24 protein-coding genes, 1 tRNA gene and 1 pseudogene are annotated in these 26,970 nt (G+C 73.5%); 12 read left to right on the forward strand and 14 right to left on the reverse strand.

What is annotated here, in order from left to right; translation table 11 throughout:
- Positions 1-533: 533 nt before the first annotated feature.
- Positions 534-1,397, forward strand: a pseudogene (gene mptB, locus FHU36_RS44360) (polyprenol phosphomannose-dependent alpha 1,6 mannosyltransferase MptB); the annotation flags it as partial.
- 181 nt (positions 1,398-1,578) lie between these two features.
- Here mptB and FHU36_RS44365 read toward each other — a convergent pair.
- Positions 1,579-3,882, reverse strand: a complete 2,304-nt coding sequence (locus FHU36_RS44365; RefSeq protein WP_246502039.1) for a hypothetical protein — start codon at positions 3,880-3,882, stop codon at positions 1,579-1,581.
- Between the two features lie 58 nt (positions 3,883-3,940).
- Between FHU36_RS44365 and FHU36_RS13920 the strand changes: the two genes are divergently transcribed.
- The 4 genes from FHU36_RS13920 to FHU36_RS13935 all read left to right on the forward strand — a co-directional run bounded on the left by FHU36_RS13920 (position 3,941) and on the right by FHU36_RS13935 (position 7,594).
- Positions 3,941-5,164 carry a glycosyltransferase 87 family protein gene (locus tag FHU36_RS13920; RefSeq protein WP_312891575.1) on the forward strand — a complete coding sequence of 408 codons (1,224 nt, stop codon included), beginning with the start codon at positions 3,941-3,943 and terminating at the stop codon, positions 5,162-5,164.
- 1 nt (position 5,165) lies between these two features.
- Positions 5,166-5,591: a DUF4446 family protein gene (locus FHU36_RS13925; protein ID WP_312891576.1), complete on the forward strand. Its 426-nt coding sequence runs from the start codon at positions 5,166-5,168 to the stop codon at positions 5,589-5,591.
- A gap of 2 nt (positions 5,592-5,593) precedes the next feature.
- Complete coding sequence (gene pheA / locus FHU36_RS13930; RefSeq protein WP_185084108.1) at positions 5,594-6,514, forward strand: prephenate dehydratase; 921 nt, start codon at positions 5,594-5,596, stop codon at positions 6,512-6,514.
- A 111-nt stretch (positions 6,515-6,625) separates the two neighbouring features.
- Positions 6,626-7,594 carry a M64 family metallopeptidase gene (locus FHU36_RS13935; RefSeq protein ID WP_185084109.1) on the forward strand — a complete coding sequence of 323 codons (969 nt, stop codon included), beginning with the start codon at positions 6,626-6,628 and terminating at the stop codon, positions 7,592-7,594.
- A gap of 66 nt (positions 7,595-7,660) precedes the next feature.
- Here FHU36_RS13935 and FHU36_RS13940 read toward each other — a convergent pair whose 3' ends face one another.
- The gene (locus tag FHU36_RS13940; protein ID WP_185084110.1) at positions 7,661-8,617 is read right to left on the reverse strand and encodes a LysR family transcriptional regulator; all 957 of its coding nucleotides are present in this window, start codon (positions 8,615-8,617) and stop codon (positions 7,661-7,663) included.
- Between the two features lie 63 nt (positions 8,618-8,680).
- Here FHU36_RS13940 and serS point away from each other — a divergent pair, with 63 nt between their 5' ends.
- A complete protein-coding gene (gene serS / locus FHU36_RS13945) occupies positions 8,681-9,943 on the forward strand; it encodes a serine--tRNA ligase (protein ID WP_185084111.1) in 1,263 nt (420 codons plus the stop codon).
- On the opposite strand, the gene FHU36_RS13950 is transcribed toward serS, so the two are convergent.
- Both FHU36_RS13950 and FHU36_RS13955 read right to left on the reverse strand, forming a co-directional pair.
- The gene (locus tag FHU36_RS13950; protein ID WP_185084112.1) at positions 9,907-11,370 is read right to left on the reverse strand and encodes a sialidase family protein; all 1,464 of its coding nucleotides are present in this window, start codon (positions 11,368-11,370) and stop codon (positions 9,907-9,909) included. The two genes, serS and FHU36_RS13950, sit on opposite strands and share 37 nt — an antisense overlap.
- Before the next feature lie 166 nt (positions 11,371-11,536).
- The gene (locus tag FHU36_RS13955) at positions 11,537-11,740 is read right to left on the reverse strand and encodes a cold-shock protein (protein ID WP_043619750.1); all 204 of its coding nucleotides are present in this window, start codon (positions 11,738-11,740) and stop codon (positions 11,537-11,539) included.
- A gap of 250 nt (positions 11,741-11,990) precedes the next feature.
- Between FHU36_RS13955 and FHU36_RS13960 the strand changes: the two genes are divergently transcribed.
- Positions 11,991-12,785, forward strand: coding sequence for an HAD family hydrolase (locus FHU36_RS13960; RefSeq protein ID WP_312891577.1), 795 nt, complete (start codon positions 11,991-11,993; stop codon positions 12,783-12,785).
- Here the strand turns inward: FHU36_RS13960 and FHU36_RS13965 are convergent.
- Both FHU36_RS13965 and FHU36_RS13970 read right to left on the reverse strand, forming a co-directional pair.
- On the reverse strand, positions 12,776-13,291 hold the full coding sequence (locus FHU36_RS13965) for a bacterial proteasome activator family protein (RefSeq protein ID WP_185084114.1): 516 nt from the start codon (positions 13,289-13,291) through the stop codon (positions 12,776-12,778). The two genes, FHU36_RS13960 and FHU36_RS13965, sit on opposite strands and share 10 nt — an antisense overlap.
- 5 nt (positions 13,292-13,296) lie before the next feature.
- Positions 13,297-14,253: an NAD(P)H-quinone oxidoreductase gene (locus tag FHU36_RS13970; protein ID WP_185084115.1), complete on the reverse strand. Its 957-nt coding sequence runs from the start codon at positions 14,251-14,253 to the stop codon at positions 13,297-13,299.
- Positions 14,254-14,366: 113 nt separating this feature from the next.
- Between FHU36_RS13970 and FHU36_RS13975 the strand changes: the two genes are divergently transcribed.
- On the forward strand, positions 14,367-16,610 hold the full coding sequence (locus FHU36_RS13975) for a MinD/ParA family ATP-binding protein (RefSeq protein ID WP_312891578.1): 2,244 nt from the start codon (positions 14,367-14,369) through the stop codon (positions 16,608-16,610).
- A 1-nt stretch (position 16,611) separates the two neighbouring features.
- On the opposite strand, the gene FHU36_RS13980 is transcribed toward FHU36_RS13975, so the two are convergent.
- The 4 genes from FHU36_RS13980 to FHU36_RS13995 all read right to left on the reverse strand — a co-directional run bounded on the left by FHU36_RS13980 (position 16,612) and on the right by FHU36_RS13995 (position 19,824).
- A tRNA-Ser gene (locus FHU36_RS13980) sits at positions 16,612-16,698 on the reverse strand.
- A 112-nt stretch (positions 16,699-16,810) separates the two neighbouring features.
- Entirely contained in the window at positions 16,811-17,656 is an 846-nt protein-coding gene (locus tag FHU36_RS13985) for an NUDIX hydrolase (protein ID WP_185084116.1), read from the reverse strand.
- 38 nt (positions 17,657-17,694) lie between these two features.
- Complete coding sequence (locus tag FHU36_RS13990; protein WP_185084117.1) at positions 17,695-18,705, reverse strand: zinc-dependent alcohol dehydrogenase; 1,011 nt, start codon at positions 18,703-18,705, stop codon at positions 17,695-17,697.
- 105 nt (positions 18,706-18,810) lie between these two features.
- Positions 18,811-19,824, reverse strand: coding sequence for a LacI family DNA-binding transcriptional regulator (locus FHU36_RS13995; RefSeq protein WP_185084118.1), 1,014 nt, complete (start codon positions 19,822-19,824; stop codon positions 18,811-18,813).
- Between the two features lie 264 nt (positions 19,825-20,088).
- Between FHU36_RS13995 and FHU36_RS14000 the strand changes: the two genes are divergently transcribed.
- Positions 20,089-20,340, forward strand: a complete 252-nt coding sequence (locus FHU36_RS14000) for an ABC transporter permease family protein (protein ID WP_221495875.1) — start codon at positions 20,089-20,091, stop codon at positions 20,338-20,340.
- Positions 20,337-21,788 carry a glycoside hydrolase family 43 protein gene (locus FHU36_RS14005; protein ID WP_185084119.1) on the forward strand — a complete coding sequence of 484 codons (1,452 nt, stop codon included), beginning with the start codon at positions 20,337-20,339 and terminating at the stop codon, positions 21,786-21,788. Before FHU36_RS14000 ends, FHU36_RS14005 begins: the two co-directional genes overlap by 4 nt.
- 123 nt (positions 21,789-21,911) lie before the next feature.
- Here the strand turns inward: FHU36_RS14005 and FHU36_RS14010 are convergent, their stop codons facing one another.
- From FHU36_RS14010 to FHU36_RS14025, 4 genes are all read right to left on the reverse strand, one after another.
- Positions 21,912-22,958: a sigma-70 family RNA polymerase sigma factor gene (locus FHU36_RS14010; protein WP_221495876.1), complete on the reverse strand. Its 1,047-nt coding sequence runs from the start codon at positions 22,956-22,958 to the stop codon at positions 21,912-21,914.
- A 95-nt stretch (positions 22,959-23,053) separates the two neighbouring features.
- Complete coding sequence (locus FHU36_RS14015; RefSeq protein WP_185084120.1) at positions 23,054-23,719, reverse strand: permease prefix domain 1-containing protein; 666 nt, start codon at positions 23,717-23,719, stop codon at positions 23,054-23,056.
- Between the two features lie 89 nt (positions 23,720-23,808).
- Positions 23,809-24,684 (reverse strand): aldo/keto reductase, encoded by an 876-nt coding sequence (locus FHU36_RS14020; RefSeq protein ID WP_185084121.1) that lies wholly within the window; start codon positions 24,682-24,684, stop codon positions 23,809-23,811.
- The gene (locus tag FHU36_RS14025) at positions 24,684-25,634 is read right to left on the reverse strand and encodes a Rossmann-fold NAD(P)-binding domain-containing protein (RefSeq protein ID WP_185084122.1); all 951 of its coding nucleotides are present in this window, start codon (positions 25,632-25,634) and stop codon (positions 24,684-24,686) included. Before FHU36_RS14025 ends, FHU36_RS14020 begins: the two co-directional genes overlap by 1 nt.
- Positions 25,635-25,705: 71 nt before the next feature.
- Between FHU36_RS14025 and FHU36_RS14030 the strand changes: the two genes are divergently transcribed.
- Positions 25,706-26,626, forward strand: a complete 921-nt coding sequence (locus FHU36_RS14030) for a LysR family transcriptional regulator (RefSeq protein WP_185084123.1) — start codon at positions 25,706-25,708, stop codon at positions 26,624-26,626.
- Positions 26,627-26,741: 115 nt separating this feature from the next.
- Entirely contained in the window at positions 26,742-26,963 is a 222-nt protein-coding gene (locus FHU36_RS45580; RefSeq protein WP_312891579.1) for an SDR family oxidoreductase, read from the forward strand.
- The last annotated feature ends 7 nt before the right edge of the window (positions 26,964-26,970 follow it).

The raw sequence follows: 26,970 nt of genomic DNA on the forward strand, positions 1-26,970 counted from the left end.
ACCACCGGGCGCGGTGGGCGGCGAGAGGGAGCCCGGGACCACGGGCCGTGCCCGAGGTCGCCGGCCCGCGGACCTGGGTGTGCGGGCGGGTGCGCAGGCGGGGTGTGCGGGCGGGTGTGCGGGCGCGGGCTCTCGCGGTGGTGTGCTGGAATTTGCGGGTGAGATCCGAGACGCGGAGCGCGAGAGGCGGCACCCGGGCGGCGGGAGCGGCCACGGCGGCGATCGGCGGCTCGGTCCTGCTGACGATCCTCATCGGCCTTCTCGGGCCGTCCGCGATGGTGCCGGGGCTGGGCGGCCCCGCGTGGCTGCCGCCGTTCTCGCTGGAGGCCGGGCCCGGGCCGCACCTCGCGGTCGCGCTGGCCGCCGCCGCCATCCTGCTCGGCGGGCTCGGCACGCTGGCCGCCCTGCGCATCCTCCGCCACCACGACGGCGCTGACCTCGACGGCACAAGCACAGGCACAGGCACCGGCATACGCGCCGGCGGCACCGGCCCCGGTGGCGCGGACCTCGGCCGCATGGCCGGGCGGCTCGTGATGCTGGGGTGCGCCGCCGCCGGGGTGCTCGCGTTCCTGCCGCCGTCCGGCTCCGGCGACCACCTCAACTACGCCGCGTACGGGCGCATGGTGGTCCTCGGCGTCAACCCGTACACGCACGGCGCGACCGGCCTGCCCGGCGACCCCGTCGCCGACGCCGTCGAGGCGCCCTGGCGGGAGGAGCCCAGCGTTTACGGCCCGGTCGCGACGGCGGTGCAGGCGCTGGCGAGCTGGGTCGGCGGCGATTCGCCGAGGCTCACGGTGTTCGTGCTGGCCCTGGTCAACGCGGCGGCCTTCGTGATCACAGGGCTGATCGTCGACCGGTTCACCCGTGACGACCCCCGGCGGCGGCTGCGGGCGGCGCTGCTGTGGACGGCCAACCCGCTGTTGCTCTATCACCTCGTCGCCGGCATGCACGTGGACACGCTGGCCGTCGCCTGCATGGTGGCGGCGCTGCTCGCGCGGGCCCGCCCCGCCGCGTCGGGCCTGCTGCTCGGCCTGGGCGTGGCCGTGAAGGTCAACGCCGGGCTGGTCGCCCTCGGCCCGGCGTGGGAGCTGCGGCGCCGCCCGGGACGGCTGGCGGTGATGGCGGGGGTCGCGCTGGCGGTCGTGGTCGCCGGGTACGCCGTCGCGGGGCTCGACTCCGTCGGCCCGGTGACCCGCACCAGCAAGGCGATCTCGCACGCGTCGTACTGGAAGCTCGTGCAGGGCTGGCTGCAGGCGCTCGTCGGCGAGGGCAGCGCCTACCGGGGTGAGATCCAGGCCGGCTCGCTGGTCGTGCTGGCGGTGGTCGCCTGGTCGCTGCTGCGCCTGGCCGGCCGGACCTACGGCGAGCTGCCGGCCGAGGTGGTGGCGGCGGCGCTGGTCACCGCGTACGTGTTCGCCACGCCGTACGTGCTGCCCTGGTACGACGGGATGGCGTTCGGCCTGGTGGCGCTGGTCGCGGCGTCGGCGCTGGACGGGTTCCTGGTGGCCCACCTGCTCGTGCTGTCGCTGGCCTACCTTCCGGCGCGGGTGGACGTGCTGCCGCCGGACATGGGGTGGCTCATGACCGTGGTCCGGCCTCAGGTCGTTCCGCCCGTGCTGCTGGCGCTGACGGCGGCGCTGGTGTGCTGGGCGGTCCTGCGGGGGCGAGCCGCAGGGCGCGCACGGACGCGGCCAGTGCCAGCGGCACCGCCACGGTGAGCGCCATGGCCGGGATGGCGATGCCCGAGTCGTTGATCAGGAAGCCGATGAAGGCGCAGGTCAGCGCGCCGATCAGGCCCGCCCGGAGCGGCGGGGCGAGGGCGTAGGCCTGGCCGAGGGCGGAGGCCCCCCAGCGCGACGGCCGGTCGAGCACCAGGAACAGGAACGCCAGCGCCACCAGCGACAGCAACGTCAGCGACCAGTTGCCCACGGTCACGCCGACCATCGCGCCGAACTTGCGGCCGATCACGGTCAGCGCCTGGCCGTCGATGACCTGCTGCACGAACGCGCCCAGATGGGTGCGCTGGGCCGGCGGCCGCAGCCAGTCGAACACCGCGATGGCGCCGATCAGCACAGCCCCCGAGGCCCCCACGAGCAGCAGCTTCAGCACCGAGACCCGGCTGCCCGACAGCAGGATCCCGAACACCGCCAGGCCCGTCACGAACGCGGGCACGCCGCCGAAGTCGGCGCCCCAGGACGGCCACCCGTCGGCGAAGACCGCGAGACCGCCGTAGCCGGCGCAGACGAGCAGGGAGACGAACCTCGGAACGCCCCGGCCGGCCAGCCACTGCGACACCCCGGCGAGGGCGAGGATGGTGCCCGTCGCGTAGATGGCGAAGGCGATGTTGCTGAAGCCGTAGAACCTGCCGCCGGTGACCGGCTCGTAGCCGCTCACGGCGTTCACCTGGAGCGTGGAGCCGGTCATCACGTCCAGCAGCATCGCCACCGACGTCACGGCCGCGACCACCGTGAGCGGCCCCAGCACGTGGCCGCGCCACGGCCCGGCGAACGCCACCCCGGCGATCAGCCCGGCGATGGCGACGATCGTCGTGATCAGCGAGAGCATCGGCGCAGGTAGCGTCCACCACGGCACGAGCTGCGCCAGGAACGTGGACACGGCGATCGCCCCGCTCACCACCGCCACCACCTGCACGGTGGCCAGCACCCGCGAGGTGGCGGCGTCGTCGCGGGCGGGCGTGCCGGGTGCCCTGGCCTCCCGGCGGCGGCGCAGCGTCAGCGCGGCGAAGACGTAGAAGGCGAGCTGCACGGTCACGAACACCGCGAAGAACGGCCCGCGCACCTCCCGCAGCACCTGGCTGGCCAGGTCGGCGTCCACCAGCCCGGCGATCGTGGCGGCGGGAGCCGCCGGTGCCGGGCCGCCGTTCTGCCAGACGCGGCCGACCACCTCGCGCGGCTGCTCCAGGCCGAGGGCAGCGATCGCGGTGGCCGTCACGTCGGAGATCGTGACCAGGGCGTCCTGCCGGGTGGAGCTCGCCGTCAGGTGGCCGTGCCGGTAGGGCTCGCCGGCGGGCGACGGGCCGGTGGCCAGGGCGAGGTGCAGGTGGGGGTTCGGGGTGACGTCGGAGACGCCGGCGACCAGGACGGTCGTGCCGGCGGGGAGCCTGCCGAGCAGGGCGCCGACGCGGCGGTCCGCCGCCTCCGCCGCCGCCCGCCTGACCGGCGCGGGCATCGCGCCCGGCACGCCGTACTCGTCCAGCGGCCGGCCGGCCCAGGCGGCGGCGAGGTCGGGCGCCTCCATGACGATCAGCTCGTACGGGGCGAGGTCGGCGAGGGCCTCCACCGAGTCCGCGTAACCGGCGACGCGCCCGGACCCGTCGGCGGCGGCCAGCGCGGCGCCCGGCCCGATGGCGGCGACCCGGCCGCCGGCGGCGGTCACCAGCCGCCCGAGGGTGCCGATCCGCGCGTCGTAGCCGGTCGTCGCCTGGTGGGCGGCCAGGTCCGCCCAGCCGGGCACGCTCGCGCCCGTCCCGTCGGGGCGCGGAGCGGGGGTGGGCGGGCAGCCCCGGCCCGCCGTGCCCGCCCGCTGGCCCGCCGAGACGGTCAGCCAGCCGGCGACGGGACAGGTGATGCCGCGGTCCGGGGGCGGCACGGTCCGCGTCGAGAGGGACGCCGAGGCGCCCTGGGCGACGAGCCGCCACAGGGTGGGGGTGCGCGACTCGTCCACGTCGCTCCACTCCAGCCCGGGAACCCCGACCAGGGCCACCCGCCCGCTCGGAGCGGCGCCCGTGGCGGCGGAGCCGGTGGTGCCGGCGGTGGCCGTGGTGCCGGCGGTGGCGGCGGTGGCGGCCAGGGCGGGAGCCGGCAGGGTCAGGCACGCCAGGATCACGCCCAGGATGAGCGCCCTGAAAGCGGCGTGCGGCATGTGCGGACCCCCGGTGTGTGCGCCTCGACGAATCAAAGCCACGGTAACGTGCCACACCGTGACAGGTGGCGTGACGCCGTCGTTCCGGCGGCAGTGGTGGCAGTGGGCCCTCGCGGTGATCGTCGTCGCCGCTGCCGTGGCGCCGCTGGTCGAGCACTGGCTGACGAACCCCGACGACCAGCGCCTCGTGGACCTCGACGTGTACCGCACCGGCGGGCAGATGCTGCTGGAGGGCCGGCCCGTCTACGACTTCGTCACGCCCGCCCCGCAGCTCCTGCCGTTCACCTACCCGCCGATCGCGGCGATGCTGGCCACGCTGCTCGCGCTCATGTCGTGGGAGACGGCCCAGTGGGTCTGGACGATCGGGATCTACGCGGCCCTCGCCGTGACCGTGGGCCACGCCTTCCGCGACGTGCTGGGCAGGCACGCGCCGTGGGTGTTCGCGTTCGTCATGGTGGCCTGCGCGTACCTGATGCCGATCCGCGACCAGGTGCGGTTCGGGCAGGTGGACATCCTGCTCGTGGCCCTGTGCCTGGCCGACTGCGTGGCCAGGCGGCCGTGGTGGCCGCGCGGGTTCCTGATCGGGCTTGCGGTCGCCGTCAAGCTCACCCCCGGCGTCTTCCTCGTCTACCTGCTGGTGACGCGGCAGTGGCGGACGCTGTCCATGGCGACGTTCACCGCCGGGCTGCTCACGCTGCTGCCGTTCGCGGTGGTGCCGCGTGACGCCGCGGGCTTCTGGTTCTCCGCGCTGCTCGACCCCGAACGGCTCGGCGCGAACGCCGCGACCACCAACCAGTCGGTCCGCGGCATGCTCATCCGGCTGTACCTGCCCGACGCGCTGACGTCCGTGATCTGGCTGGCGGTGGTGGCCGTGGTCGGCTGGTACGGCTTCCGCGCGGCCCGCGACGCCTGCCGGGCGCACGACACGATGACGGCGGTGGCGCTGGTCGGGCTGATGGCCGTGCTGCTGTCGCCGGTCGCCTGGATCCACCACCTGGCGTGGGTCGTCGTGGTGCTGGGCGCGATCGTGGGTGACGGGCGCGACCCGGTCAGGCTGCGGGTCGCGGCCGGGGTGTGGCTCTTCTACGTGGTGCCGGTGCCCTGGTGGGGGGTGTCGCTGAAGGCCGCCGAGATCCCCGTGCTCAGCCCGGTGCTGGGCAAGATCGTGCAGAACGGCTACGGGCTGGGGGCGCTGGCCCTGGTCTGGCTGCTGGCGTCCTGGCTGCCGGAACGGCGGGCCCGAGGCGTTCCCGCCGCTTTGCCCGAGCGTTACGCTCTGTAGCGTGCTGATAGCCATATGGATGGGCGCCGCCGCGGGGCTCGGCGGCGCGGTGGTGGGCTACCTCGCGCTCAGGCGGGCGAGGGCCGAGATCGACGACTGCCGCAGGCAGCTCGTTCGGGCCGCGAGCGGCGGCGGTGACCTGCGAGCCATCCGCGACGTGGCCGTCTGCCGCTACGACGCGCTGGAGGAGATGTCCGGCAGGCTGTCGTTCTCGGTCGCCCTGATGAACGGGCTCGGCGACGGCATCGTGCTGACCTCCATCAACGGCAGGTCCGAAACCCGCACCTACGTACGCGCCATAACCGGGGGCCGGGGCGAGCAGCCGCTGGCGCCCGAGGAGCAGGAGGCTGTGCGCGCCGCCCGGCTCGGGCTCGGACCCGTCATCACAAAGCCGCGCGCATCGCGACAACCTGCGGATACTCTGTAACCATGCCCAGACTCGCCTACCTTGGACCCGAGGGCACCTTCACCGAGGAGGCCCTGCGGCTCCTGGAGCCCGACGCCGAGCGCCTGCCCTGCGCCAGCGTGCCCGCCGCGCTCGCCGCCGCGCGCAACGGCGAGGCCGACGGCGCCGTGGTCCCGCTCGAAAACTCCGTCGAGGGCGCCATCACCACCACCCTCGACGAGTTCGCCTGGGGTGAGCCGCTGCTCATCACGGCCGAGCTGCTGCTGCCGGTGCGCTTCTCGCTGCTGGCCCGGCCCGGCACCGAGATCCCGCACATCAAGCGGGTCTACACCCACCCGGCGGCCATCACCCAGAGCCGCGCCTTCGTCGCCCGCGAGCTGCCCGACGCCGTCGTGGTGAGCGCGCCCTCCACGGCCGCCGCGGCCCAGGAGGTCTCGCTGCCCGGCTCCCCCTACGACGCGGCCATCGCGGCGCCCATCGCGGGCGAGCACTACGGGCTGGTCGAGCTGGCCGGCGACATCGGCGACCGGACCGACACCGTGACCAGGTTCGTCAGGGTCAACCGGCCCGGCCCGCTGCCCGAGCCCACCGGCTCCGACCGCACCACGCTCGTCGTCTTCCTCGCCGACGACCACCCGGGCGCGCTGCTGGAGATGCTGACGGAGTTCTCGGTGCGCGGCGTCAACCTGAGCCGCATCGAGTCGCGGCCCACCGGCGACGGCATCGGCCGCTATTTCTTCCACTTCGACTTCGAGGGGCACGCCGCCGACGCCCGGGTCGGCGAGGCCCTCGCGGGGCTGCACCGCATCTGCGGCGAGGTCCGCTTCCTCGGCAGCTATCCGCGTGCCGACGGCGTCGCGCCGCAGGTCAAGCCCGGCACCTCCGACACCGAGTTCGCCGAGGCGGCCGACTGGCTGGCCCGCGTACGCGCCGGCCAGGTCTGACGAGCCGACGGGCGGCATAACCGGGGAGTTATCCACAAGAGAGATTACTCCCCGTCTCGGCGTTCGGTCAGCCTTGGGGGGACGTCCAACGCATCCGTCCAAGGAGATGCCGTGCGCCACACCCCCCGATTAGCGGCCGTCGTCCTGGTCGCCGCCGCGCTCCTCGCCGCCCCCGGCCCGGCCGCCGCCCAGCCGCCGCCCACCGAGCCCGTCGAATGGGTGGAGGTCTTCTCCCCCGACGGCACGATCGAGCGGGTCGAGGTCCCCGAGCGGACCGAGCCCCGCACCGCCCGCATCACGGCCGCGCCGCCCACCGTGGTCGCCCTTCAGCGGACGGGCCCCTCTGACCGCCGCTTCGACCTGGTCTTCGTCGGCGACGGCTACACCGCGGCCGAGCTGGGCGCCTTCCGCAACCACGTGGCGGGCAAGTGGGCCCACATGATCACGGTGGAGCCCTTCCGGTCGTACAAGGACTCGTTCAACGTCTGGATGGTCAACGTCGTCTCACCGGAGTCGGGCGTGGACCACGACCCTTACCGGGGCGTCTCCCGCGACACCGCGCTCGGCATGGGGTTCTGGTGCGCGAACATGCAGCGCCTGCTGTGCGTGAACGAGCGCGCGGCGCGGTCCTACGCCGCCTACGCACCCGAGGCGGACCAGGTGATCGCGCTGGCCAACTCCACCACCTACGGGGGCGCCGGCGGCGGCGTGGCCACCGCCTCGGGCGGCAACCCCCAGTCCGGGTGGATCGCGGTGCACGAGCTCGGCCACTCGGTCGGCGGTCTGGGCGACGAGTACGACTATCCCTACGACCGCTACAGCGGGCCCGAGCCGTCCGCGCCGAACATCAGCGTCTACTCGTCCTCCCAGATGTCGGCCTACCGGCTGAAGTGGTACGCCTACCTCGGCCGGCCGACCCCCGACGGTGGCGTCATCGGCACCTACGCGGGCGCCCACCAGTACCGCACCGGGATCCACCGGCCCTCCCAGGACTCGCTCATGCGCACCCTGGGCAGGCCGTTCAACAGCGTCGGCCTGGACATCATGATCGCGGCCATCCGGGCCCGCACCGGGACCTGACGCCCCGGCGCCCGCCCCGGGCGAGAAGGCGCGGTGCCCGCCCCCGGACGGAGGCGGGCACCGTCGTCACCCCGGGTCGGCGTCGGCGGGCGGCCCGGGCTCCTGGCGGGCGAGCCAGGCGGTGTAGTGCGGGCACGCGTCCAGCGCCTCCTGGTGCGCCCGGGTGGCCAGGCGCACCAGGAGGTCGCCGTGCCGCGCGAGCGGACCGTCGCGCCGCCAGGCGACGAGGTGTCGCATCCACAGCGGCGTGCCGGCGATCGGGAGGACCGCGATGTCCTCGTCGGCGGCGAACGTGGCCCGGCAGGGCGAGAGGGCCCGGCGGCGGGCGACGAGCTCGCGGATCATGGCCACCTCGACCATGAGATGCGGCACCCGTGGCGTGAAGCCCGCCTCGCGGCAGGCGGCGGTGAAACACTCCGGCCAGCCCACCCCGTCGGGCGGCGACAGCACCCAGTCCGCCTCCGCCAGGTCGGCCAGCCCTACCTCGGGCCGTCCGGAGAGCGGATGCCGGCTGCTCATCGCGACGAACACCGGCTCGACGCCCACGCTCCGCGTCTCGATCGAGGGCACCGACGGCAACCGGTGGCCGGGGTAGTCGACCAGTGTGGCGGCGTCCAGCCGGCGGGAGGCCAGCAGGTCGAGCAGCAGCCGGGGGGAGTGCTCCGTCTGCACGGTGACGGCCAGGCCGGGGATCTCGAACAGCCGCGTGAGCAGCCCGCTGAGCACCGGGTTGGCGTAACCGCCGAGACGGGCCGGCCCGGACCCGGGGTCGCCGCCGTCGAGCAGCTCGTCCACGATGGCCAGCGCCGCGCGGGCCCGGGTCAGCACGAACTGACCGAACGGGGTCGGCGTGATCCCGCCCCGGCCGCGACGGAAGATCTGGCCGCCCAAGGTCTCCTCGATGCGCCGCAACTGGGCGGTGAGCGCGGGCTGCGAGACGCCTGCCTGGGCGGCGGCCCGGCTGAGGCTGCCGGCGTCGGCAATGGCGCGCAACGCGCGCAGGTGGCGCAGCTCCAGCCGCATCGACCTACTATAGGCGCCGTATTCGGGAGGCCAACCGCTGTCCGGCACCGGTAGCCTCTTCTTGTGATTGACCTGCGCACCCTTCGTGAGGACCCCGACCGGCTCCGGGCATCGCAGCGTGCCCGCGGCGAGGACGACTCCGTCGTCGACAAGCTGCTCGACCTGGACGAGCGCCGCCGCTCGGCGCTGACCGGCTTCGAGTCGCTGCGCGCGGAGCAGAAGAGCCTGGGCAAGTCGGTCTCCAGGGCGCAGGGCGAGGACAAAGCGGCGCTGCTCGCCCGGGCCAAGGAGCTGGCTGCCGAGGTCAGGGCCGCCGAGGCGGAGGCCGAGCGACTGGGCGCCGAGCTCGACGAGCTGCTGCAGACGGTGCCCAACATCGTCGAGGCCGACGCGCCCGCCGGAGGCGAGGACGACTACGTCGTGCTGGAGACGCACGGCGAGCCGCGGACGTTCGACTTCGAGCCGAAGGACCACCTGGAGCTGGGCGAGCTGCTCGACGCCATCGACATGGAGCGCGGCGCGAAGGTGTCGGGCTCGCGGTTCTTCTTCCTCAAGGGCGTCGGCGCCCGGCTGCAGCTCGGCCTGCTCAACATGGCCATGCAGCACGCGATCGCGCACGGCTTCGTCCCGATGATCACCCCGGTGCTGGTCAAGCCCGAGACCATGCAGGGCACGGGCTTCCACGTGGCCCACGACAAGGAGATCTACCGCCTGCCGGAGGACGACCTCTACCTGGTGGGCACCTCCGAGGTGTCGCTGGCCGGCTACCACGCCCAGGAGATCCTGGCCGGCGACCAGCTCCCGCTGCGCTACGCCGGCTGGTCGTCCTGCTTCCGCCGCGAGGCGGGCTCCTACGGCAAGGACACCCGGGGCATCATCCGCGTCCACCAGTTCGACAAGGTGGAGATGTTCTCCTACTGCCGCCCCGAGGAGGCGCACGAGGAGCACCAGCGGCTGCTCGGCTGGGAGAAGGAGATGCTGGCCGCCATCGAGGTGCCCTACCGGATCATCGACACGGCCGCGGGCGACCTCGGCATGTCGGCCGCCCGCAAGTTCGACTGCGAGGCGTGGATCCCCACCCAGGGCCGCTACCGCGAGCTGACCTCGACCTCCAACTGCACGGAGTTCCAGGCGCGCCGGCTCGGCGTCCGCTACCGCGACAAGGACGGCAAGCCGCAGCACCTGGCAACGCTCAACGGCACCCTGGCCACCACCCGCTGGATCGTCGCCATCCTGGAAAACCACCAGCAGGCCGACGGCTCGGTCGTGGTGCCCCAGGCGCTGCGCCCCTACGTGGGCCTCGACGTGCTGGAGCCCGCCAAGTAGTCCTCGGGGCCGGGCGCGGCCGCCTGGCGGCGGACGAGCGCGACGACCGCCGCCGGCACCGTCACGGCCAGGCAGGCCGCCATCGCCACGGCGATGCCGTAGGAGTCCGGGGTGCCCCGCGCCCAGCCGTGGAAGGGCGCGTACACAGCGGCGAAGGCGAGCGGCGCGCCCGCCAGGCCGACGAGCAACGCCCGCCCCCGTGCGCGCCCGGCGGCGGCGAGGGAGAGGCACACGACGACGCCCAGGAGCGTCGCGGCGGCGCCGAGTGCCAGCGCCACCGGTCGCACCTCGCCGAGATGGTGGTCGGCGAATCCGCGCAGGGTGGTGTAGTACAGCCCGCCGCAGGCCAGCAGCGCGAAGGCCATGTACGGCGGGTGCAGCCGCCGCATGCCCGATCCGAGTGCGCCCAGCAGCACGGCGAGGGCGAAGACGTAGGCCACCTCCCGCTCGCCCTCCACGGGATCGGCGGACCAGGGAGCCGCGAACTCCGGCCAGCCCACGTGGCGCCAGTCGCCGGAGACGTCGCGGACCGTGAGGCCGGCGGCGTCGCTCGCCACCACCACGACGTGCCCGCCCGGCCGGGGCTGCACGGCCAGCCCTCGTGACCGCGCCGCCGTCATGTCCGTGGTCGGGTGCGTCCTGGCCAGGACGTCGATCCGGCCCTGGGACAGCTCCCACGAGGCGTGCCAGGTGGTGCCGCCGTCGTCGGACTGCTCGACGGCCACCCGTCCGGGGACGACGCGGTAGCACCGCCGCGCCTGGTACGGCACGCACGCGGCGCTCGGCGCCCCGACGGGGCCGGTTCCGTCCGGCGCGGCCACGGTCTCCTCCGACCAGGTGCGCCCGCCGTCCGTGGACACGAGACCCTGGACCGGGCCGTCGGGCGCCAGGTAGCCGGCGACCACCACGACGCGCTGGCCCTCGACGCGCACGGCGAGAACCGGGGGCGGAGGGTAGTAGACCCCCGAGGCCGTCACGGCGACCACGGCCAGCGCCACGCCCGCCACCGCTCGCCACCGTCCTGCCCCAGGACCCCACCGTTCCGTGGCCACCGGCCCCCCTCCCGCTGCGGGACGCGGCCGTGGGGCGGGGGTGAGGGTGCGGCGGCGTACCCACCAGGCGAGGGCGAGCGCGGGGAGCGCCACGAGATCCGTGGGATCGGCCAGGACGCGCGACGGACCGGCTGCGAGGGTCCAGAGGTGGGAGGCCGCCTGTGCGCCCGTCTCCGTGGTCTTGACGAGCGTGAAGAGCGCCCCGGTCGCCAGCATGACGGCCAGGTCGGCGCGTCTGGCGAGGAGCAGGGCCGCGAGCGGCGGGGCGACGACGAGCCCCGCGACGTCACTCAGCTTGCCGGTGACGAACCCGGGATGGGCCTGCTTGAGCAGGTGGTCGTTGAGAAGCAGGACGACGGCCGCGACCATGGTCACGGGGTGACACAACCACGCATGCCTCATACCGGGACAGATCGTCCGGGAGACGCGGAGGTTCGGTCACGGTATGACCTGAGTCACATCCGTGACCGAACCGCGCCCTGGAACGGCGAAAGGCCGGGGTCCGCTGGAAGCGAACCCCGGCCTGTCTCGCTGCTACAGGTCAGATGGCACGGACCTGAGAGGCCTGCGGCCCCTTCTGGCCCTGCGTGATCTCGAACTCCACTCGCTGGCCGTCTTCAAGGCTGCGGTAGCCGTTGCCGACGATCTCGGAGAAGTGCACGAACACGTCCGGCGCACCGCCGTCCGGGGCGATGAAGCCGAAGCCCTTCTCGGCGTTGAACCACTTGACGGTTCCCTGAGCCATAAAAGCTCTCCCTCAGGATGTGAATCTATGGGACCCGCACCTCGCGAGTCCCGGTGTGTCGTACAGCAAGCACCCGGGGTGGCTCAGACAATGTCATGCTGGTTTTCACTACGGGATCAGCTAATACAACGCCATCACATCTAACACCATTCTGGCGCGTTGGTGTTCCCGTCCCAGGGAAGATTTCTGGCCGGCCGCATGACCGGGCAAACTGGAACGTGTTATGCAGAGCCTTCCCGCGCCCCGCCTCGTGGCCACCGACCTCGACGGCACCGCCCTGCGCGCCGACGGAACCGTCTCTCCCCGCACGGCCGCGGCGTTCGCCAAGGTCGAGGAGGCGGGGGCCATGCTCGTCTTCGTGACCGGCCGCCCGCCACGCTGGATGAGCGGTGTGGCGAGCGCCACTCGGCACAGAGGCCTGGCCATCTGTGCTAACGGAGCGTTGATCTACGATCTACATACCGAAAGGATAGTCGAATCACGACTTATCACCCCGGAGGTCCTGGCCGAAGTCGTCGCTCAGCTAAGAGCGAACGTGCCCGAGCTCGCATTTTCGGTCGAGTATGAGGGGGGATTTGCGCATGAGTCCGATTTCCCCCTCGGGGGCTGGGACAGCAAGGCCGTGGGCGGGCTGCGGGTGGGCGCGGGCACGCTGACCTCGCAGCCCTGCGCCAAGCTGCTGGCCCTGCACCCCGACATGGACCCCGACAGCCTGCACGCCACCGTGCACGACCTCGTGGGTCACCTGGTGACCGCGACCCACTCCAGCGGCAGAGGGCTGATCGAGATGAGCGCGCACGGTGTGACCAAGGCCACAGCCCTGGCCGTGCTGGCGGAGCGGCACGAGATCAAGCCCGCGCAGGTGGTGGCGTTCGGGGACATGCCCAACGACCTGCCCATGCTGAGTTGGGCAGGCAAGTCGTACGCCGTCGCGAACGCCCATCCCGACGTGCTGGCCGCTGTCGATCACGTGACGGCGGCCAACAACGAGGACGGGGTCGCCCGAGTGCTCGAAGACCTCTTCGGCCGAGCGCCTTACAGGTAGGGGCCCGAACCGCCCGGCGGGCGGTGCTGGTCGTCACCGTGCGGCACGCCGGGCAGCGCCCTGCGCATCTGCTCCAACTGGGCCCGGGCCGCCATCTGCTGCGCGAACAGGGTGGTCTGGATGCCGTGGAACAGCCCTTCGAGCCAGCCCACGAGCTGGGCGTGGGCGATGCGCAACTCGGCGTCGCTCGGCGGCACGCCGTTGTCGTCGGTGAACGGCAGCGACAGCCGCTCCAGCTCGTCGACCAGCTCAGGCGCCAGGCCGTCCTCCAACTCCTTGATGGAGGACTCGTGGATCTCCTTCAGCCGCTTGCGGCTGGCCTCGTCGAGGGGAGCCGCGCGCACCTCCTCCAGAAGCTGCCTGATCATGCTGCCGATCCGCATCACCTTGGCGGGCTGCTCGACCAGGTTGGTGACCGACCGCTCGTCGTCGCCGCTGTCGGCCTTGCCCTGGAAGTCAGGGCCCACCACCACGATGTGGGAGGTGTTGTTGTCCTCAGCATTCATATGTCTCACCGTACTAGCAGGATCTTCCCGATGTGCTCGCCGGAATCGAGCATCCGGTGCGCCTCGGCCGCCTCGGCCATCGGCACCTCCGCGTACACCACCGGACGCAGCGCACCCGCGCTGACCAGCGGCCACACGTTGTCGACGACGCTGCGCACGATCGCGCCCTTCTCGTCGACCGGACGCGCGCGCAGCGTGGTGCCGTGGATGGAGGCGCGCTTGGTCAGCAGGGCGCCCAGGTCGAGCTCCGCCTTCGCACCGCCCTGCAGGCCGATGGTCACCATGCGTCCGCCGGTGTTGAGCGCCCTGATGTTCTGCGCGAGGTACTTGGCGCCGATGATGTCGAGGATGACGTCGGCACTCAACCGGTCGGCGAAATCCTCCTCACGGTAGTTGACGACCTCGTCGGCGCCCAACTCCGTCAGCCGCCGCGCCTTCTCCGCCGACCCCACGGTCGTCACCACCCGCGAGCCGAGCGCCTTGGCGAGCTGGACCGCGAACGTGCCGATGCCGCTCGCCCCGCCGTGCACCAGCAGCGTCTCGCCACGGCGCAGCCTGGCCAGCATGAACACGTTGGACCAGACCGTGCACGCCACCTCGGGCAGCGCGGCGGCCCGCACCGGCGAGACGCCGTCGGGCACCGGCATGAGCTGCTGCCACGGCACGGCCACCCGCTCGGCGTAGCCGCCGCCCGCCAGCAGGGCGCACACCTCGTCGCCCGGCCTGAACCCCTCGACGCCGTCGCCGACCTCCGCGACCACGCCGGAGACCTCCAGCCCCGGGTACGGCGGTGCGCCGGGCGGCGGGTCGTAGAAGCCGCGCCGCTGGTGGACGTCCGCCCTGTTGACCCCGGCCGCCGTCACCTCGATGACGACCTCGCCCTGCTCGGGGCGCGGATCCGGCACCTCGCGCCACTCCAGCACCTCGGGCCCGCCGGGGGCGGTGATGTCGATCGCTCGCATGCAACCACGTTAGCTGGGCAAAGAAGTTGTGGGTTGACTGCGTTCAAGAGAACACATGCCGTTACCCTGCAAGATGTTTGCTGCCCCTTTAGACCCACCCGAGGGGGAACACGGTGGCACGACAGGATCGCGAAGAATCGCTCGAGGAGCAGTTGGCCTGGCTCGACGCGATCAAGGAGACGGACGAGGCTCCGCTGAAGGTCAGCTCACCGGCCGCCGCCGCCACGGCGGACGAGCCGGTCTCCTCGCCGTACCCCGAGGACCCGTGGGGGTCGGTCGCGGCCCTGCAGGGCGACACGCCGACCCCGCCGCTGTTCCGCGCCGCCGTCGACTCCGTGTACGGGCCGCACGCCGCCGAGGAGCTGCCCGCCGGGGAGAGCGAGGCCACCGAGTGGCTGGAGACGGTGACCCCCAAGGAGGACCCGGGGGTCACGGGACAGGGCGACCCGTCCGGACGGGCCGACGACCCGTTCCTCGCGCCGCTCAAGCCGCTGCCCCGGCCCGACGAGACCGACCCGTACGCGCTGTCCTCCCCCGGGGCCGAGACGCTGTCCGGTGACGAGACGCTGCCGCGGCTCGACCGGCCGGGAGACAACACCCCCTGGCCCGAGCCGCCGGGATGGCCGGCGTCCCCGTCGGCCCTCGACGAGCCGCGCCCGGCCGCCGCGGAGTCGCGGTCCGGTGCCGCCGAGGAGCACCCGGTGGACGAGCCGCGGCGCACCGCCTTCGAGGCGGCCCCGGCCACCGGCGACGAGGCGGGGCGTCCTGCGGACGAGGCGGTGCGCAGCCCTTTCGAGCTGCGCCTGGGCGACGTGCCGGCGCGCGGCGTCGTCGAGGAGCGTCCGGTCGAGGAGCGTGCGGCAGGGGAGCCGCGGCGCAGCGCCTTCGAGGTGCCGCCGGTCGGTGACACGCCGTGGGGGGCCACGGAGCCGTCCTGGCAGCGCTCCCAGCAGCCGCCCGCCTCCGACCCGCTCACCACCGACACCCGGCCCGCCACCGACTCGTGGTCCACCGACACCCGGTCGGCCACCGACTCGTGGTCCACCGACACCCGGCCCGCGGCCGAGCCTTGGTCCAACGACACGAGACCCGCCGCCGAGCCCTGGTCCACCGACTCGGGCCCCGCCGACACGAGACCCGCCGAGACGAGACCCGCCGAGACGAGACCCGCCGACCCGGGCCCTGCCGACCCGGGCCCCGCCGAAACGAGGCCCGCCGACCTGGGCCCCGCCGGCACGAGGCCCGCCGCCCGGCCCGAGCCGCAGGTCGAGCGGCCGAGGGAGCGGCCGGAGGGACCCGCGCCCGAGCGGGCGCGGCGCCCGGCGCCGGTGTCCGTGTTCGGCACCTCGCCCAGGCCGCCCGCCACCGGCAGGCCCACCGCGGACAGCCTCGACCCCGAGACCCTGCTGCGCGGCCGCCGCAACGCCCCCTCCAAGGGCTGGCGGCGCCTGGTCTACAAGGCGTCCGGCGGATGGATCAAGCCCGGCGAACCCCCGGAGGTGCGCCGTCGCCGCGAGCTGGTCGGCCGCGCCCGTACCCCCGTCGCCACCGGTCACCACCGCGTGGCCGTGCTCAGCCTCAAGGGCGGCGTCGGCAAGACCACGACCACGGTCGGACTCGGCGCGACGCTGGCCCAGATGCGCGGCGACCGGGTCATCGCGATCGACGCCAACCCCGACCGGGGCACGCTGTCCGACAAGCTGCACCTGGAGACCTCGGCGACCGTCCGTGACCTGCTGAACGAACGCGACCAGGTCAAGAGATACGTCGACATCAGGGCGTTCACCTCGCAGGCGCCGTCACGGCTGGAGGTGCTCGCCTCCGACCGCGACCCGTCGGTGTCGGAGGCGTTCAGCGGCGCCGACTACCAGGCCGTCTCCCAGGTGCTGGAGAACTTCTACTCCATCTGCATCACCGACTGCGGCACCGGCCTGCTCCACTCGGCCATGGGCGGGGTGCTCGGCCTGGCCGACCAGCTGGTGCTGGTCAGCTCCCCGTCGGTGGACGGGGCGCGGGCGGCGTCGGCGACGCTCGACTGGCTGGAGGCCCACCACTACGGCCACCTCGTCAAGGACGCGACCGTGGTGCTGTGCAGCGTCCGGCCGCGGTCGAAGTCGGCGGTGGACATCGGCAAGCTGGAGGCCCACTTCGCGGCCAGGTGCCGTGCGGTGGTGCGGGTGCCGTACGACCCGCATCTGGAGGAGGGCGCCGAGATCGACCTCGACCGGCTGCAGGAGGCCACCAGGGACGCCTACCTGCAGTTGGCCGCCTCGGTGGGCGACGGTTTCGCGGGCACGCCGGACGGCTACGCGGGCGACACGGCCGGTGGCCTCGCCGGAGGCCGCGGGCGGGAGTGAGCGGAGGGTGTGGGATTCGAACCCACGAGGCCATCGCTGACCTGGCCGCTTTCAAGGCGGCTGCACTCGTCCACTATGCGAACCCTCCAGTGCGCACACCACCATAGCGGCTGCGGTGGCGCGGGTGTACGCCAAGCGGCGACGGATCCGCCGGGCGCTACGGACGGCGCCCTCCGGGCCCGCCGCCCGCGCGGCAGGCCCTACCCGTCGAGCTGCGAGAGCAGCCAGCGCGGCCCGGCGGTGGTGGCGCCCAGCTCGGTGACGCGCTGCTTCAGGCCCCGGTCGGCGGTCACCACCAGCACCCGCTCCCACGGCCTGGCCCGGCGGACGACCTCGGTGATCGCGTCGTCCCCGCTGCCCGTGGCGGCCACGACCTGGATGCCCTCCACGTCGGGCACCTGCCGGGCGGCGCCCTCCACGACGGCGACGATCCGCGGATACCACTGGGCGAGCACCGCGTGCGTCAGCCGCAGGCCCGCCACCTCGCGGAGCAGGCGGGCTGCGGCGGCCTCCCTGTCGCGCCACCAGCCGTGTTCGGCGCGGGCGCCCACGATGTTGGCCACGTCCAGCACCAGCGTCTCGGGGGAGAGCTGCGGCTCGATCGTGCCCCACGTCTCGGCGAACCCCGGGTGCAGCAGCATCCCGGTCACCTCCGGCAGGGGCAGCCAGCGCATCTCGTCGCTCTCGCCGTTGGCGGGGGCGACGGCCAGCAGGGCGGGCGCGTCGGCGATCACCGTCTCGAACGCCCAGCCGCCGTGGTCGTCCACGTAGACGCCGCGGACGCGCAGTTCGTCGCCGGGCAACGCGGCCTCCTCGTGCGCCTCGCGCAGGGCGGAGGTGACGGCGTCCTCGTGGCTGTCGCGCGCCCCGCCGGGCAGCCCCCACGTGCCGCCGTGGTGACTCCACTCGGCGCGTTTCTGCATCAGCACGTACGGCACACCGGACTCGTCGTGGTGCACCACCAGCAGGCCGGACGCCCCGTGGATGCCCCAGTGCCGGTGCCCTCGCGCGCACTCCGCCCAGCCGTCACCGTCTTTCGCAGCCATGCCCTCGATTCTCGCAGCCTTTCGTCCCGCCGGGCCGGTCAGAACTCGAAGACCAGGCGGGCCGTCACCGCGCTGGACAGGATCTCCTCGAACGACTGGTTGATCTCCTCCAGCTTGCGCGTCTCGTAGCTGACCCTGGTGCGGCCGGCGGCGTGCAGCTGGAAGACCTCGGCCAGGTCGGCCCGGGTGCCGACGATGGAGCCGATGACGGAGATGCCGCCCAGCACGGTCTCGAAGACGGGCAGGCGCATCGCGTTGTCCTTGGGCAGGGAGACCAGCACCAGCCGGCCGCCGCGCCGCAGCGAGGCGTGGGCCTGTTCCAGGACGCGCGGGCTGGCCGCGAGGACGATCGCCACGTCGGCGCCGCCCAGGGCCTGGATCTCGGCGACCGGGTCGCCGGTGGCGGCGTTGACGGTGTGCGTGGCGCCCAGGTCGCGGGCGAGCCGCAGCTTGTCCTCGGTGATGTCGACGGCGACGGTCTCGGCGCCGAAGATCTGCGCGTACTGCTGGGCCAGGTGCCCGAGCCCGCCGATCCCGAAGATCGCGGCGCGCTCGGTGGGCCGCACGCCGGAGACCTTGACGGCCTTGTACGTGGTCACTCCGGCGCAGGTCAAGGGCGCGGCCTCGGCGGGCGAGATGCCCTCCGGCACGGGCACCACGTACTCGGCGTGGGCCACGGCGTACTCGGCGTGACCGCCGTCGAGCGCGTAGCCGGTGTTGAGCTGCGCCTCGCAGAGGGTCTCGCGGCCGCTGACGCAGTAGGAGCAGGTGCCGCAGGCGTAACCGAGCCAGGGGATGGCGACCCGCTCGCCGACCGTGCGGTCGGTCACCGCGGAGCCGACCTTCTCGACGATCCCGACGCCCTCATGGCCGGGTGTGAACGGCGGAGCCGGCTTGACCGGCCAGTCGCCGTGGGCGGCGTGGATGTCGGTGTGGCACAGGCCGCTGGCCTCGATGCGGACGAGGACCTGGTGGGGGCCGGGCTCGGGCACGGGCAGGTTCTGGATCTCCAGGGGCTTGTCGAACGCGGTCACGACGGCAGCGCGCATGGCTTCCACTCTCCTTCGGGTTCACCACCGAGTCTCGCGGTGGCGCGCCGGGCGGAGCAGGGCCGAAAGTCCCGGCGGCGGCGGCCGTCCGTCATGCCGGCCCGGTCAGGTCGCGGCGGTGCTGTCGCGGACGATCAGGGTGGTCGGCAGCTCCGTCCTGGCCGGGGCCCCGCCCGACAGCAGGGCCGCCAGCGCGGCGGCGCCCAGGTCCGACCAGGGCTGGCGGACCGTGGTCAGCGCGGGCGTGATGTGCGTCGCCGCCACCGAGTCGTCGAACCCGACCACGCTCACGTCGCCGGGCACCTGGCAGCCGTACTCGGCCAGTGCCTGGAACACCCCGACGGCCATCGCGTCGGAGCAGGCGAGGACGGCGGTCGGCGGGTCCGGCAGCGCGCCGAGCATCGCCCGGGTGGCGCGCAGTGCGTCGTCGCGCTGGAAGTTGCCGCACACCTCCCAGCGCGGGTCGACGGGCAGCCCCGCTCCGGCCATCGCCTCCCGGTAGCCCGCGAGCCGTTCGGCGGTGCACGGCACGCCGGGCCGGCCGGTGACGACGGCGATCCGCCGGTGGCCGAGGCCGACGAGGTGGACGACGGCGGCGCGGGCGCCGGCCCGGTTGGCCGAGACGACGACGGGCACGCCCGGCGGGGCCTTGCGCCGCGGGTCCACGATCACCACGGGGATCTCGCGGTCGGCCAGCCAGGAGCGCTGCGCGGCGGTCGGACAGGTGCGGACGAGGAGCACTCCCGCGCTGTCGCGGGCGCTCATCCGGTCCAGCCAGGCGGGCGGCGGCTGGCCGTTCTTGGTGCGGCCGACGACGGCCGAGACGACCAGGTCCACGCCGAGCCGCCAGGCCGCGTCCTCGACGCCGCCGAGGATGGCCAGCGCGTACGCCGAGTCCAGGCCCTGCAGCATGACGTCCACCAGGCTGCCCCGGCGGGGCTTGAGCCGCTGCCGGGGATAGCCCCGCCGCTCCAGCACGTCGGCGACGAGGCGGCGGGTGTGGGGGGAGACGCCCGACCTGCCGTTGAGCGCTTTGGAAACGGTTGCGACGGACACCCCGGCCTCGCGGGCGATGACCGCGAGCTTGGGCAGCGGTGCGGGCGTGTTTGCGGCCGTCATGTCCCCAACTGTGCCCGCCGCTTCACCACCAGGCCACCCCCGCGATCGCGAAAATTTCGGGATTTCGGCATCTGTGCTGCTGAGGGCGGTGCGCCGGGGCGTCTGCCATTGACGTTGCGTCCACGCTGACGGAAGGTTTCCTGCAACCGGTTGCATGCCTGCGCCGTGCAAAGGAGTCACCGTGGCCGTCGTCTCGGCACATCCGGCCCGAAGACCACGTCGGGCCGGCAAGCCGTCAACACCCATCTGCCGATCGCGCCGTCCTTGATCGCGATGCTCGGGCTCCTCGTCTCCCCGATGGCCGGCGTGGTCTTCATCCACAGCTGGAACAACGTCCTCTTCGCCCTCATGTTCATCAACGACCAGGAGAAATTCACCGTGCCCGTGGGCCTTTCCTGCAACCTCGGCGCGCTCGCCGCCGCCGGCGTCGTGGCCGCCCTGCCCGTCGTGATCGTCTTCGCCTTCATCCAGCGCCACCTCGTGCAGGGCATGGCCTCCGGGGCGGTGAAGGGATGACCGCCTACCGCAACCCGGTGCTGAACGCCGACTGGTCCGACCCCGACGTGATGCGCGTGGGGGACGACTTCTACCTGACCGTCTCCACCTTCACGAAGGTGCCCGGCCTGCCGATCCTGCACTCCCGCGACCTGGTCAACTGGACGATCATCGGCCACGCCGTGACCAGCGGATACGACGACGTGCGGCCCGGCTGCGGGGTGTGGGCGCCGTCGCTGCGCCACCACGAGGGCCGCTTCCACATCTTCTACGGCGACCCGGACGTGGGCATCTGCGTGGTCACCGCCACCGACCCGCGCGGCCCGTGGACCCCGCCGCACGTCGTCAAACCCGGCCGCGGCCTCATCGACCCGTGCCCGCTGTGGGACGAGGACGGCCAGGCGTACCTGGTGCACGCCTGGGCCAAGAGCCGGGCCGGGGTGAACAACCGGCTCACCCTGCACCGCATGTCACCCGACGCGCGGGAGATCCTCGACGACGGGACGCTCGTCGTGGACGCCGACCTGCTGCCCGGCTACCGCACCCTGGAGGGCCCCAAGCTCTACAGGCACGACGGCCACTACTGGATCTTCGCGCCGGCGGGCGGCGTGGAGTTCGGCTGGCAGTCGGTGTTCAGGTCGCGTTCGATCTTCGGCCCGTACGAGGGCCGCATCGTCCTGGAGCAGGGCGGCACCGACGTCAACGGCCCGCACCAGGGCGGCTGGGTGGACACGCCGTCGGGCGAGCACTGGTTCATGCACTTCCAGGACCGCGGCCCGTACGGCCGGGTCGTCCACCTGCAGCCGATGGCGTGGGAGGACGGCTGGCCCGTCATGGGAGACAAGGGCGAGCCGGTGCCGGGCGGCCCGCTGCCGGTGCCGGGCGGCACGCCGAGCGCGCCGGCCGCTTCCGACGACTTCGCCGGGCCCGCGCTCGGGCTCCAGTGGAGCTGGCAGGCCGACCCCGACCCCGCGTGGTGGCGGCTGGGCGGCGGCGGGCTGCGCCTCGCCTGCGTACCCGGGCCCGCCGACCTGCGTGAACGCCCGTCCGTCCTCGGCCAGCGGCTGCCCGGCGACCCCTGCGTGGTCACCACGCGGGTCACCCTGCACGGCGTAGGCCGGGCCGGGCTGACCGTGCTCGGGTTCACCTGCGCCGACGTGGCCGTGGAGGCGACGCCGGACGGGACGGCCGTGGTGTGCGGGGACGCGCCGCCGGTGCCCGTCGCCGGCGGGACGGCCGTCACCCTGGGCGCGCGGATCGACGCGGGCGCGGTCGTGACGTTCCTGGCCGACACCGGCGACGGCCTGCGTGAGATCGGCGAGCCGTTCCCGGCCACACCGGGCCGGTGGGTGGGCGCGGTGCTCGGCCTGTACGCCGCCGCCCACGGGGACACGCCCACAGGCCACGCGGACTTCGCGTTCTTCACCGTGCAACTCGACACGGACCTCGATGTGGACACCGAAAGGTAGACGTCACACGGCTGCACACCCCCACGGCGCGCGCTGACCGGCGCCGCCACGTCGCTCCTCCTCGGAGCATGCCGGCAGCATCGCCGTCATGCACCCTGGGTCCACCTGGGACGGCCCGGGTGTTCAGGGCAGCGAGGCCGGCAGGCCGAACAGCCCGAAATGCTCATCCCCGATGAAGGACGTCACCTCGGCGATCAGCTCGCCGCGCATCGTCAGCACGTTGACCGACCAGCTCACGTGGGCGCCGGCCGCCTCGTCCCAGAGGTAGCAGCCCACGGCGGGCTGGCCGTTCGCCCGCACCGGCAGGTGCCGCCACGAGCCGCACGTCGTCAGCGGCACCCGGGTCACGAAGTCCATCACGGGCCCGACGCCGTGATACCAGTGCGGCAGCGGCGGCATCGACCAGGTGACGTCCTCAGTGAGCAGCGCCACCAGCGCGTCGGCGTCGCCGTCTTCGAGCGCCGTCGCGAAGCCCGTGACCACCTCCCGCAACCGCGCGTCACCCACCTCGCGCAGCGTCCGCTGCTGGCTGCGGGACGGCACCCGCTCGGCGACGAGCTTGCGGGCCCGCGCCAGCGCGGAGTTGACCGACGCCGTGGAGGTGTCCATCATCGCGGCGATCTCGGCGGCGGCGAACCCGAGCACCTCGAACAGCAGCAACGCCGCCCGCTGGTTGCCCGGCAGGTGCTGCAACGCGGCGACGAAGGCCAGCTCGACGGCCTCTCGCTGCTCGTAGCGCGCCTCGGGGACCGCCGGCCCGGCACCGAGCCCGGCGTCGTCGTAAGGCCCGAGCCAGGCCACCTCGGTCAGGGGCGCGCCGCCCGCCACGACCCGCTCGCTCGACGGCCCGAGGTCCACGGGCAGCGCCCGCCTGCCCCGCGCCTCGACGAGGTCGAGGCAGGTGCGCGTGGCCACGGTGTAGAGCCACGACCGCAGCGTCCCGCGCCCCGTGAACCGCCCCAGCCCACGCCACGCCCGCAGCAGCGCCTCCTGCAACGCGTCGTCGGCGTCGTGGGAGGAGCCCAGCATCCGGTAGCAGTGGGCGTGCAGCTCCCGCCGCAACGGCTCCACCAGCCGCCCGAAAGCGGCCCCGTCGCCGCCACGGGCCATCGCCAGATCGCCGCCCTCACCCGAGGCGGCCACCACCTGCACGGACACCGAACCAGTCACGACGACGATCCTGCCTCATGCCACCGACAGTTCGACCAGCCGGGCCAGGCGCGCGGGTCCAGGGGCTGCGGTTCGGCGAACCCCTCACCGGCGACTCAGCCCCGTCCGCGGTGGCGCCGGGGGCTGGTGACGCGCAGGCAGCGGGTCGCGCCGAAGACCTGTACGCCCCAGAAGGCCGCCGTCGCCAGACCCGCCACCATGGCGGGCAGGAAGTCCGGCAGGGCCCCCACGCGCCCGTCGAGCGCGAGCGGCAGGGTCATGAGCCCGGTCGCCGGCAGCATCACCCAGACCAGGACGCCCAGCGACCTGGTCACCGCCTGCGGTCCCCGGACCCACCGGGCGCCCCGTCCGAGCGCGAACAGCACCAGCCCGCCGTACAGGCTGGTGGCGAGCTGGGCGAGGTCCAGCGCCCGGGAGAGGGCCACGGGCCAGCCGGTGAGGGCGGCACGGTCCGTCGGGTAGAACCGCCAGACCACCGACCACATGAGGACGGTGACCGGTATGCCGGCGACCAGCAGCATCCCCAGCCGCCGCCCGGCCGCGGCCGTCAGCTCGGCCTGGTAGCCGGGTGCGACCTCCTCGACGGCCCCGAACCCGGCCACCGCCAGCCGCTCGGCCTCCGCCCGGTCGAGCCCGCCGGCCTCCAGGGCGTCGGCCGTGTCGGCGAGGCTGTCGCGCGCCTCGACGAGCAGGTCGTGCTTGGGGCCGTACGGACCGGTCAGGGCGCGCTCCAGCTCGCCCACGTAGTCGTCGATCCGCATGCTGCCAACTCTAGGAAGCGGCCTCCCCTCGGCGGATCCGGAAGAACCCTGAGATCTGCCTACGTCGGGACAACCTATATGTAGATAGTCTACATATTAAGCCGGGCGAGCTCGTCCGGACTGAGCGCCAGGTCGGCCGCCGCGGCCGAGTCCCGGACGGACTCGGGGCGGCTGGCGCCCGGGATGGGCACGATCACCGGGGATCGGGCCAGGAGCCAGGCCAGGGTGACGCGCTGCGGGCTCACACCGCGTTCGGCGGCGACGGCGTGGAACGGCGTCGAGGCCGCCTGGTCCAGCTTGGAAGGGCCGTCGAGCGAGCTGCGGGAGATGCCGCCCAGCGGGCTCCACGGCAGGAACGCGATGCCCAGCCTCCGGCACAGATCGAGCTCGGGTTCGCTGTCGCGGACGGCAGGCGAGTAGCGGTTCTGTACCGAGACGAGCCCGTCGCCGAGGATCTCGTACGCCTGGCTGATCTGCTCGGCGGTCACGTTCGACAGCCCGGCCATGCGGATCTTGCCCGCGTCCAGGAGCACGCGCAGCGCCCCGACCGACTCGGCCCAGGGCACCGCGGGGTCCGGCTTGTGGAGCTGGTAGAGGTCGAGGGCGTCCACGCCGAGCCGCCGGAGCGAGCCCTCGCAGGCGCGCAGGAGATGCTCGGGTGTGCCGGTCACCGTCCAGGAACCGTCACCGGGCCGGCCCCGTCCGCCCTTGGTGGCGATCAGGACGGAGCCCGGGTCGCCGCCGTGGGCGGCCAGCGCCCGCGCGATCAGTTCCTCGTTGTGGCCCCGCTCACCGGCGTGCCAGTGGTAGGAGTCGGCCGTGTCGATCAGGGTCACCCCGGCGTCCAGGGCGGCGTGGATCACGGCGATCGCCCGGGCCTCGTCCGGTCGCCCCTCGACGGACAACGGCATGGCGCCCAGCCCCACCACGCCGACCTCGACGGTGCCGATCCGGCGCGTCCGCATCACGTGTCCTTCCGCGGGCCGACGGCCGCGGCGACGGCCTCGGGCAGCCAGTGCGCGGTCGTGGCGAAGTCGAACCCGAGCCGTTCGGCCCGGCCGTTGTCCATGGCGTAGTAGCGGTCGAAGGAGAACGGCGACGCCTGCCCGCCGTCGGCCGGCCGATAGTCCGGCCTCCGCCCGCATGCCGCCGCGATGAGGTCGCACAGGCCGCTCACGCCGAGCTCGCCGTGGGAGGAGGCGTTCACGGCTCCGGTGAACTCCGCGCCCGCCGCCCAGAACAGCACGTCGGCGATCTCCCGGTCGTGGGTGAACGAGGTGGGGAACGGCTCCCGGTGCACGGTCACCGGCCGGCCCGCCAGGATGTGCTCGACGTAGTGCTCCAGCCGGCCGGTGAAGTCCCTGGCCGCGATGCCGAGCACATGCGCGCTGCGCACGGTGGCGAACGCGAACGGGCTGTCCCGGGCGAGGACCGCCTCGGCCTGCCGCTTGCCCTCGGCGTAGCAGGTGGGTTCGTCGAGAACGCCCGCCATCCGCTCCGGGTCGTCCCAGGGCAGGTCGGCCTGGACCGGCCAGGAGGCGGGATCGACCGACTCCTCGGTGACCGGGACTCCCGGGACGGCCGGCGTGATCGACGCGGAGGTGGCCGGGTCGTACACCTCGATGGTGGAGGTCATCACGTACCGCGAGGTCCGACCGCCGAAGACCCGGCGGGCGATCGCGGCCTGGTGCGGCGTGTAGCAGACCTGGTCGATCACGACGTCGAACGTGCGCCCGGCGACCGCGGCGGCGAGACCCTCCTCGTCGCCGCGGTCGGCGACGAGGTGGGTGACACCGGCAGGCGGCGCCGCCGAGCCGCGGTTGACCACCGTGACGTCGGCGCCCGAGTCACGCAGCAGTTCGATCAGATGGAGCCCGAAGTAGCGGTTGCCCCCGATGACACATACGTCCTTCACGGCGTCGAGCCTGCCGGGCTAGGCTCGTTAGCAGAAGTGCTGACTTACTAAGCTGGCTGTTAGGAAAACTGTTGATCGACGTCAAGCGGCTGCGGATCCTGCGCGAGGTGGCCTGCCACGGGAGTTTCAGCAAGGCGGCCGACGCGCTGCGGTTCACACCGTCGGCGGTCTCCCAGCAGATCGCCGCCCTGGAGCGGTCGATCGGCGCGCCCGTCGTCGAGCGCAGCACCCGCGGCGTGGTGCTCACCGAGCCCGGCCGGCTCCTCCTCGACGCGGCCGAGGCGGTCTTCGCCGAGCTGCACCACGCCAAGGAGCAGATCGACCGGCTCGCGGCCGGCCGCAGCAGGTTGACGATCGCCACGTTCAGCAGCGGCGGGCGCCACATCCTGCCCCGCGCGCTCACCCCGTTCGTCGCCGGCCACCCCGAGGTGGAGATCAACGTGCTGGAGCGCGAACCGGAGGCCGGCCTGCCGCTCGTCCGCACGGGGCAGGCGGACCTGGCCATCGCCTACCACTTCGACGGCCCGCTGCCCGTCACGCCCGGCGACCGATCCCGCATCACCTGGACCCCGCTGATGGACGACCCCATGTCGGTCGTCCTGCCCCGGGGGCACCGGCTGGCCGGCCGCCCCGCCCTCGACCTGGCCGACCTGGCCGGCGAGCGCTGGGTGCTCGGCTGCACCAAGACCGAGGCCTTCCTGCGGCGCTACGCCGCCCGCGCCGGCTTCGAGCCCATGTTCGCGGGCCAGACCAGCGACTACTTCTTCGCCCAGTCGCTCGTCGCCGCGGGCGTCAGCGTGTCGCTGATCCCCCGCGTCGCGCTCGACCACGCGGCCACCGGCCTCGCCGTCGTCCCGATCCGGCCGCCGTGCCCCACCCGCCACATCGGGATCGCCACCGCCCGCCGCCGCCACCCGCAACCGCTGGTCGACAAGCTGGTGCACGCCCTCCTCGCGACCGTCGCCGAAGAATGTCGAAGCACCGCTGTATGACCGCTGCATGACGGTCCATGGACACCTCGTGACCGCGGGTCCTAGCGTGATCACGACGTAAACGATCTCGCATCGGGGAGATTCCTGGAAGACGAGAACGGCTTCGAGGGCGTGGGTGGCGGCCGCGGGCGCCGCATTCGTGCTGGTCGCCGGAACGGGCAGCGCGTGCGCTAACCCCGCCGACGGCCCGTACTCCGACCTCCAGCGCGCGGCCAACGCCCTGGGCCGCTACGGCCACCCCGAGGAGGTCGCCGCCGGCATCGCCTTCCTCGCCGGCCCCGGCGCCTCCTTCATCATCGGCGCCGTCCTGGACATCGACGGCGGTTACCTGGCCTGAACGGCCG

Source organism: Nonomuraea muscovyensis (genome assembly GCF_014207745.1).
In the GTDB taxonomy this organism is placed as follows: Bacteria; Actinomycetota; Actinomycetes; order Streptosporangiales; family Streptosporangiaceae; genus Nonomuraea; species Nonomuraea muscovyensis.

Bases quoted from the DNA above. Each gene is read 5' to 3' on its own strand.
- FHU36_RS13955 (WP_043619750.1), bottom strand. From the start codon at position 11,740: ATGGCTCAGGGAACCGTCAAGTGGTTCAACGCCGAGAAGGGCTTCGGC.
- FHU36_RS14015 (WP_185084120.1), bottom strand. From the start codon at position 23,719: ATGCGGATCGACGACTACGTGGGCGAGCTGGAGCGCGCCCTGACCGGT.
- FHU36_RS13990 (WP_185084117.1), bottom strand. From the start codon at position 18,705: ATGCGCGCTGCCGTCGTGACCGCGTTCGACAAGCCCCTGGAGATCCAG.
- FHU36_RS44365 (WP_246502039.1), bottom strand. From the start codon at position 3,882: ATGCCGCACGCCGCTTTCAGGGCGCTCATCCTGGGCGTGATCCTGGCG.
- FHU36_RS13970 (WP_185084115.1), bottom strand. From the start codon at position 14,253: ATGCGAGCGATCGACATCACCGCCCCCGGCGGGCCCGAGGTGCTGGAG.
- FHU36_RS13965 (WP_185084114.1), bottom strand. From the start codon at position 13,291: ATGAATGCTGAGGACAACAACACCTCCCACATCGTGGTGGTGGGCCCT.
- FHU36_RS13995 (WP_185084118.1), bottom strand. From the start codon at position 19,824: ATGACGGCCGCAAACACGCCCGCACCGCTGCCCAAGCTCGCGGTCATC.
- FHU36_RS13940 (WP_185084110.1), bottom strand. From the start codon at position 8,617: ATGCGGCTGGAGCTGCGCCACCTGCGCGCGTTGCGCGCCATTGCCGAC.
- FHU36_RS13985 (WP_185084116.1), bottom strand. From the start codon at position 17,656: ATGGCTGCGAAAGACGGTGACGGCTGGGCGGAGTGCGCGCGAGGGCAC.
- FHU36_RS14005 (WP_185084119.1), top strand. From the start codon at position 20,337: ATGACCGCCTACCGCAACCCGGTGCTGAACGCCGACTGGTCCGACCCC.
- FHU36_RS14020 (WP_185084121.1), bottom strand. From the start codon at position 24,684: ATGCGGACGCGCCGGATCGGCACCGTCGAGGTCGGCGTGGTGGGGCTG.
- pheA (WP_185084108.1), top strand. From the start codon at position 5,594: ATGCCCAGACTCGCCTACCTTGGACCCGAGGGCACCTTCACCGAGGAG.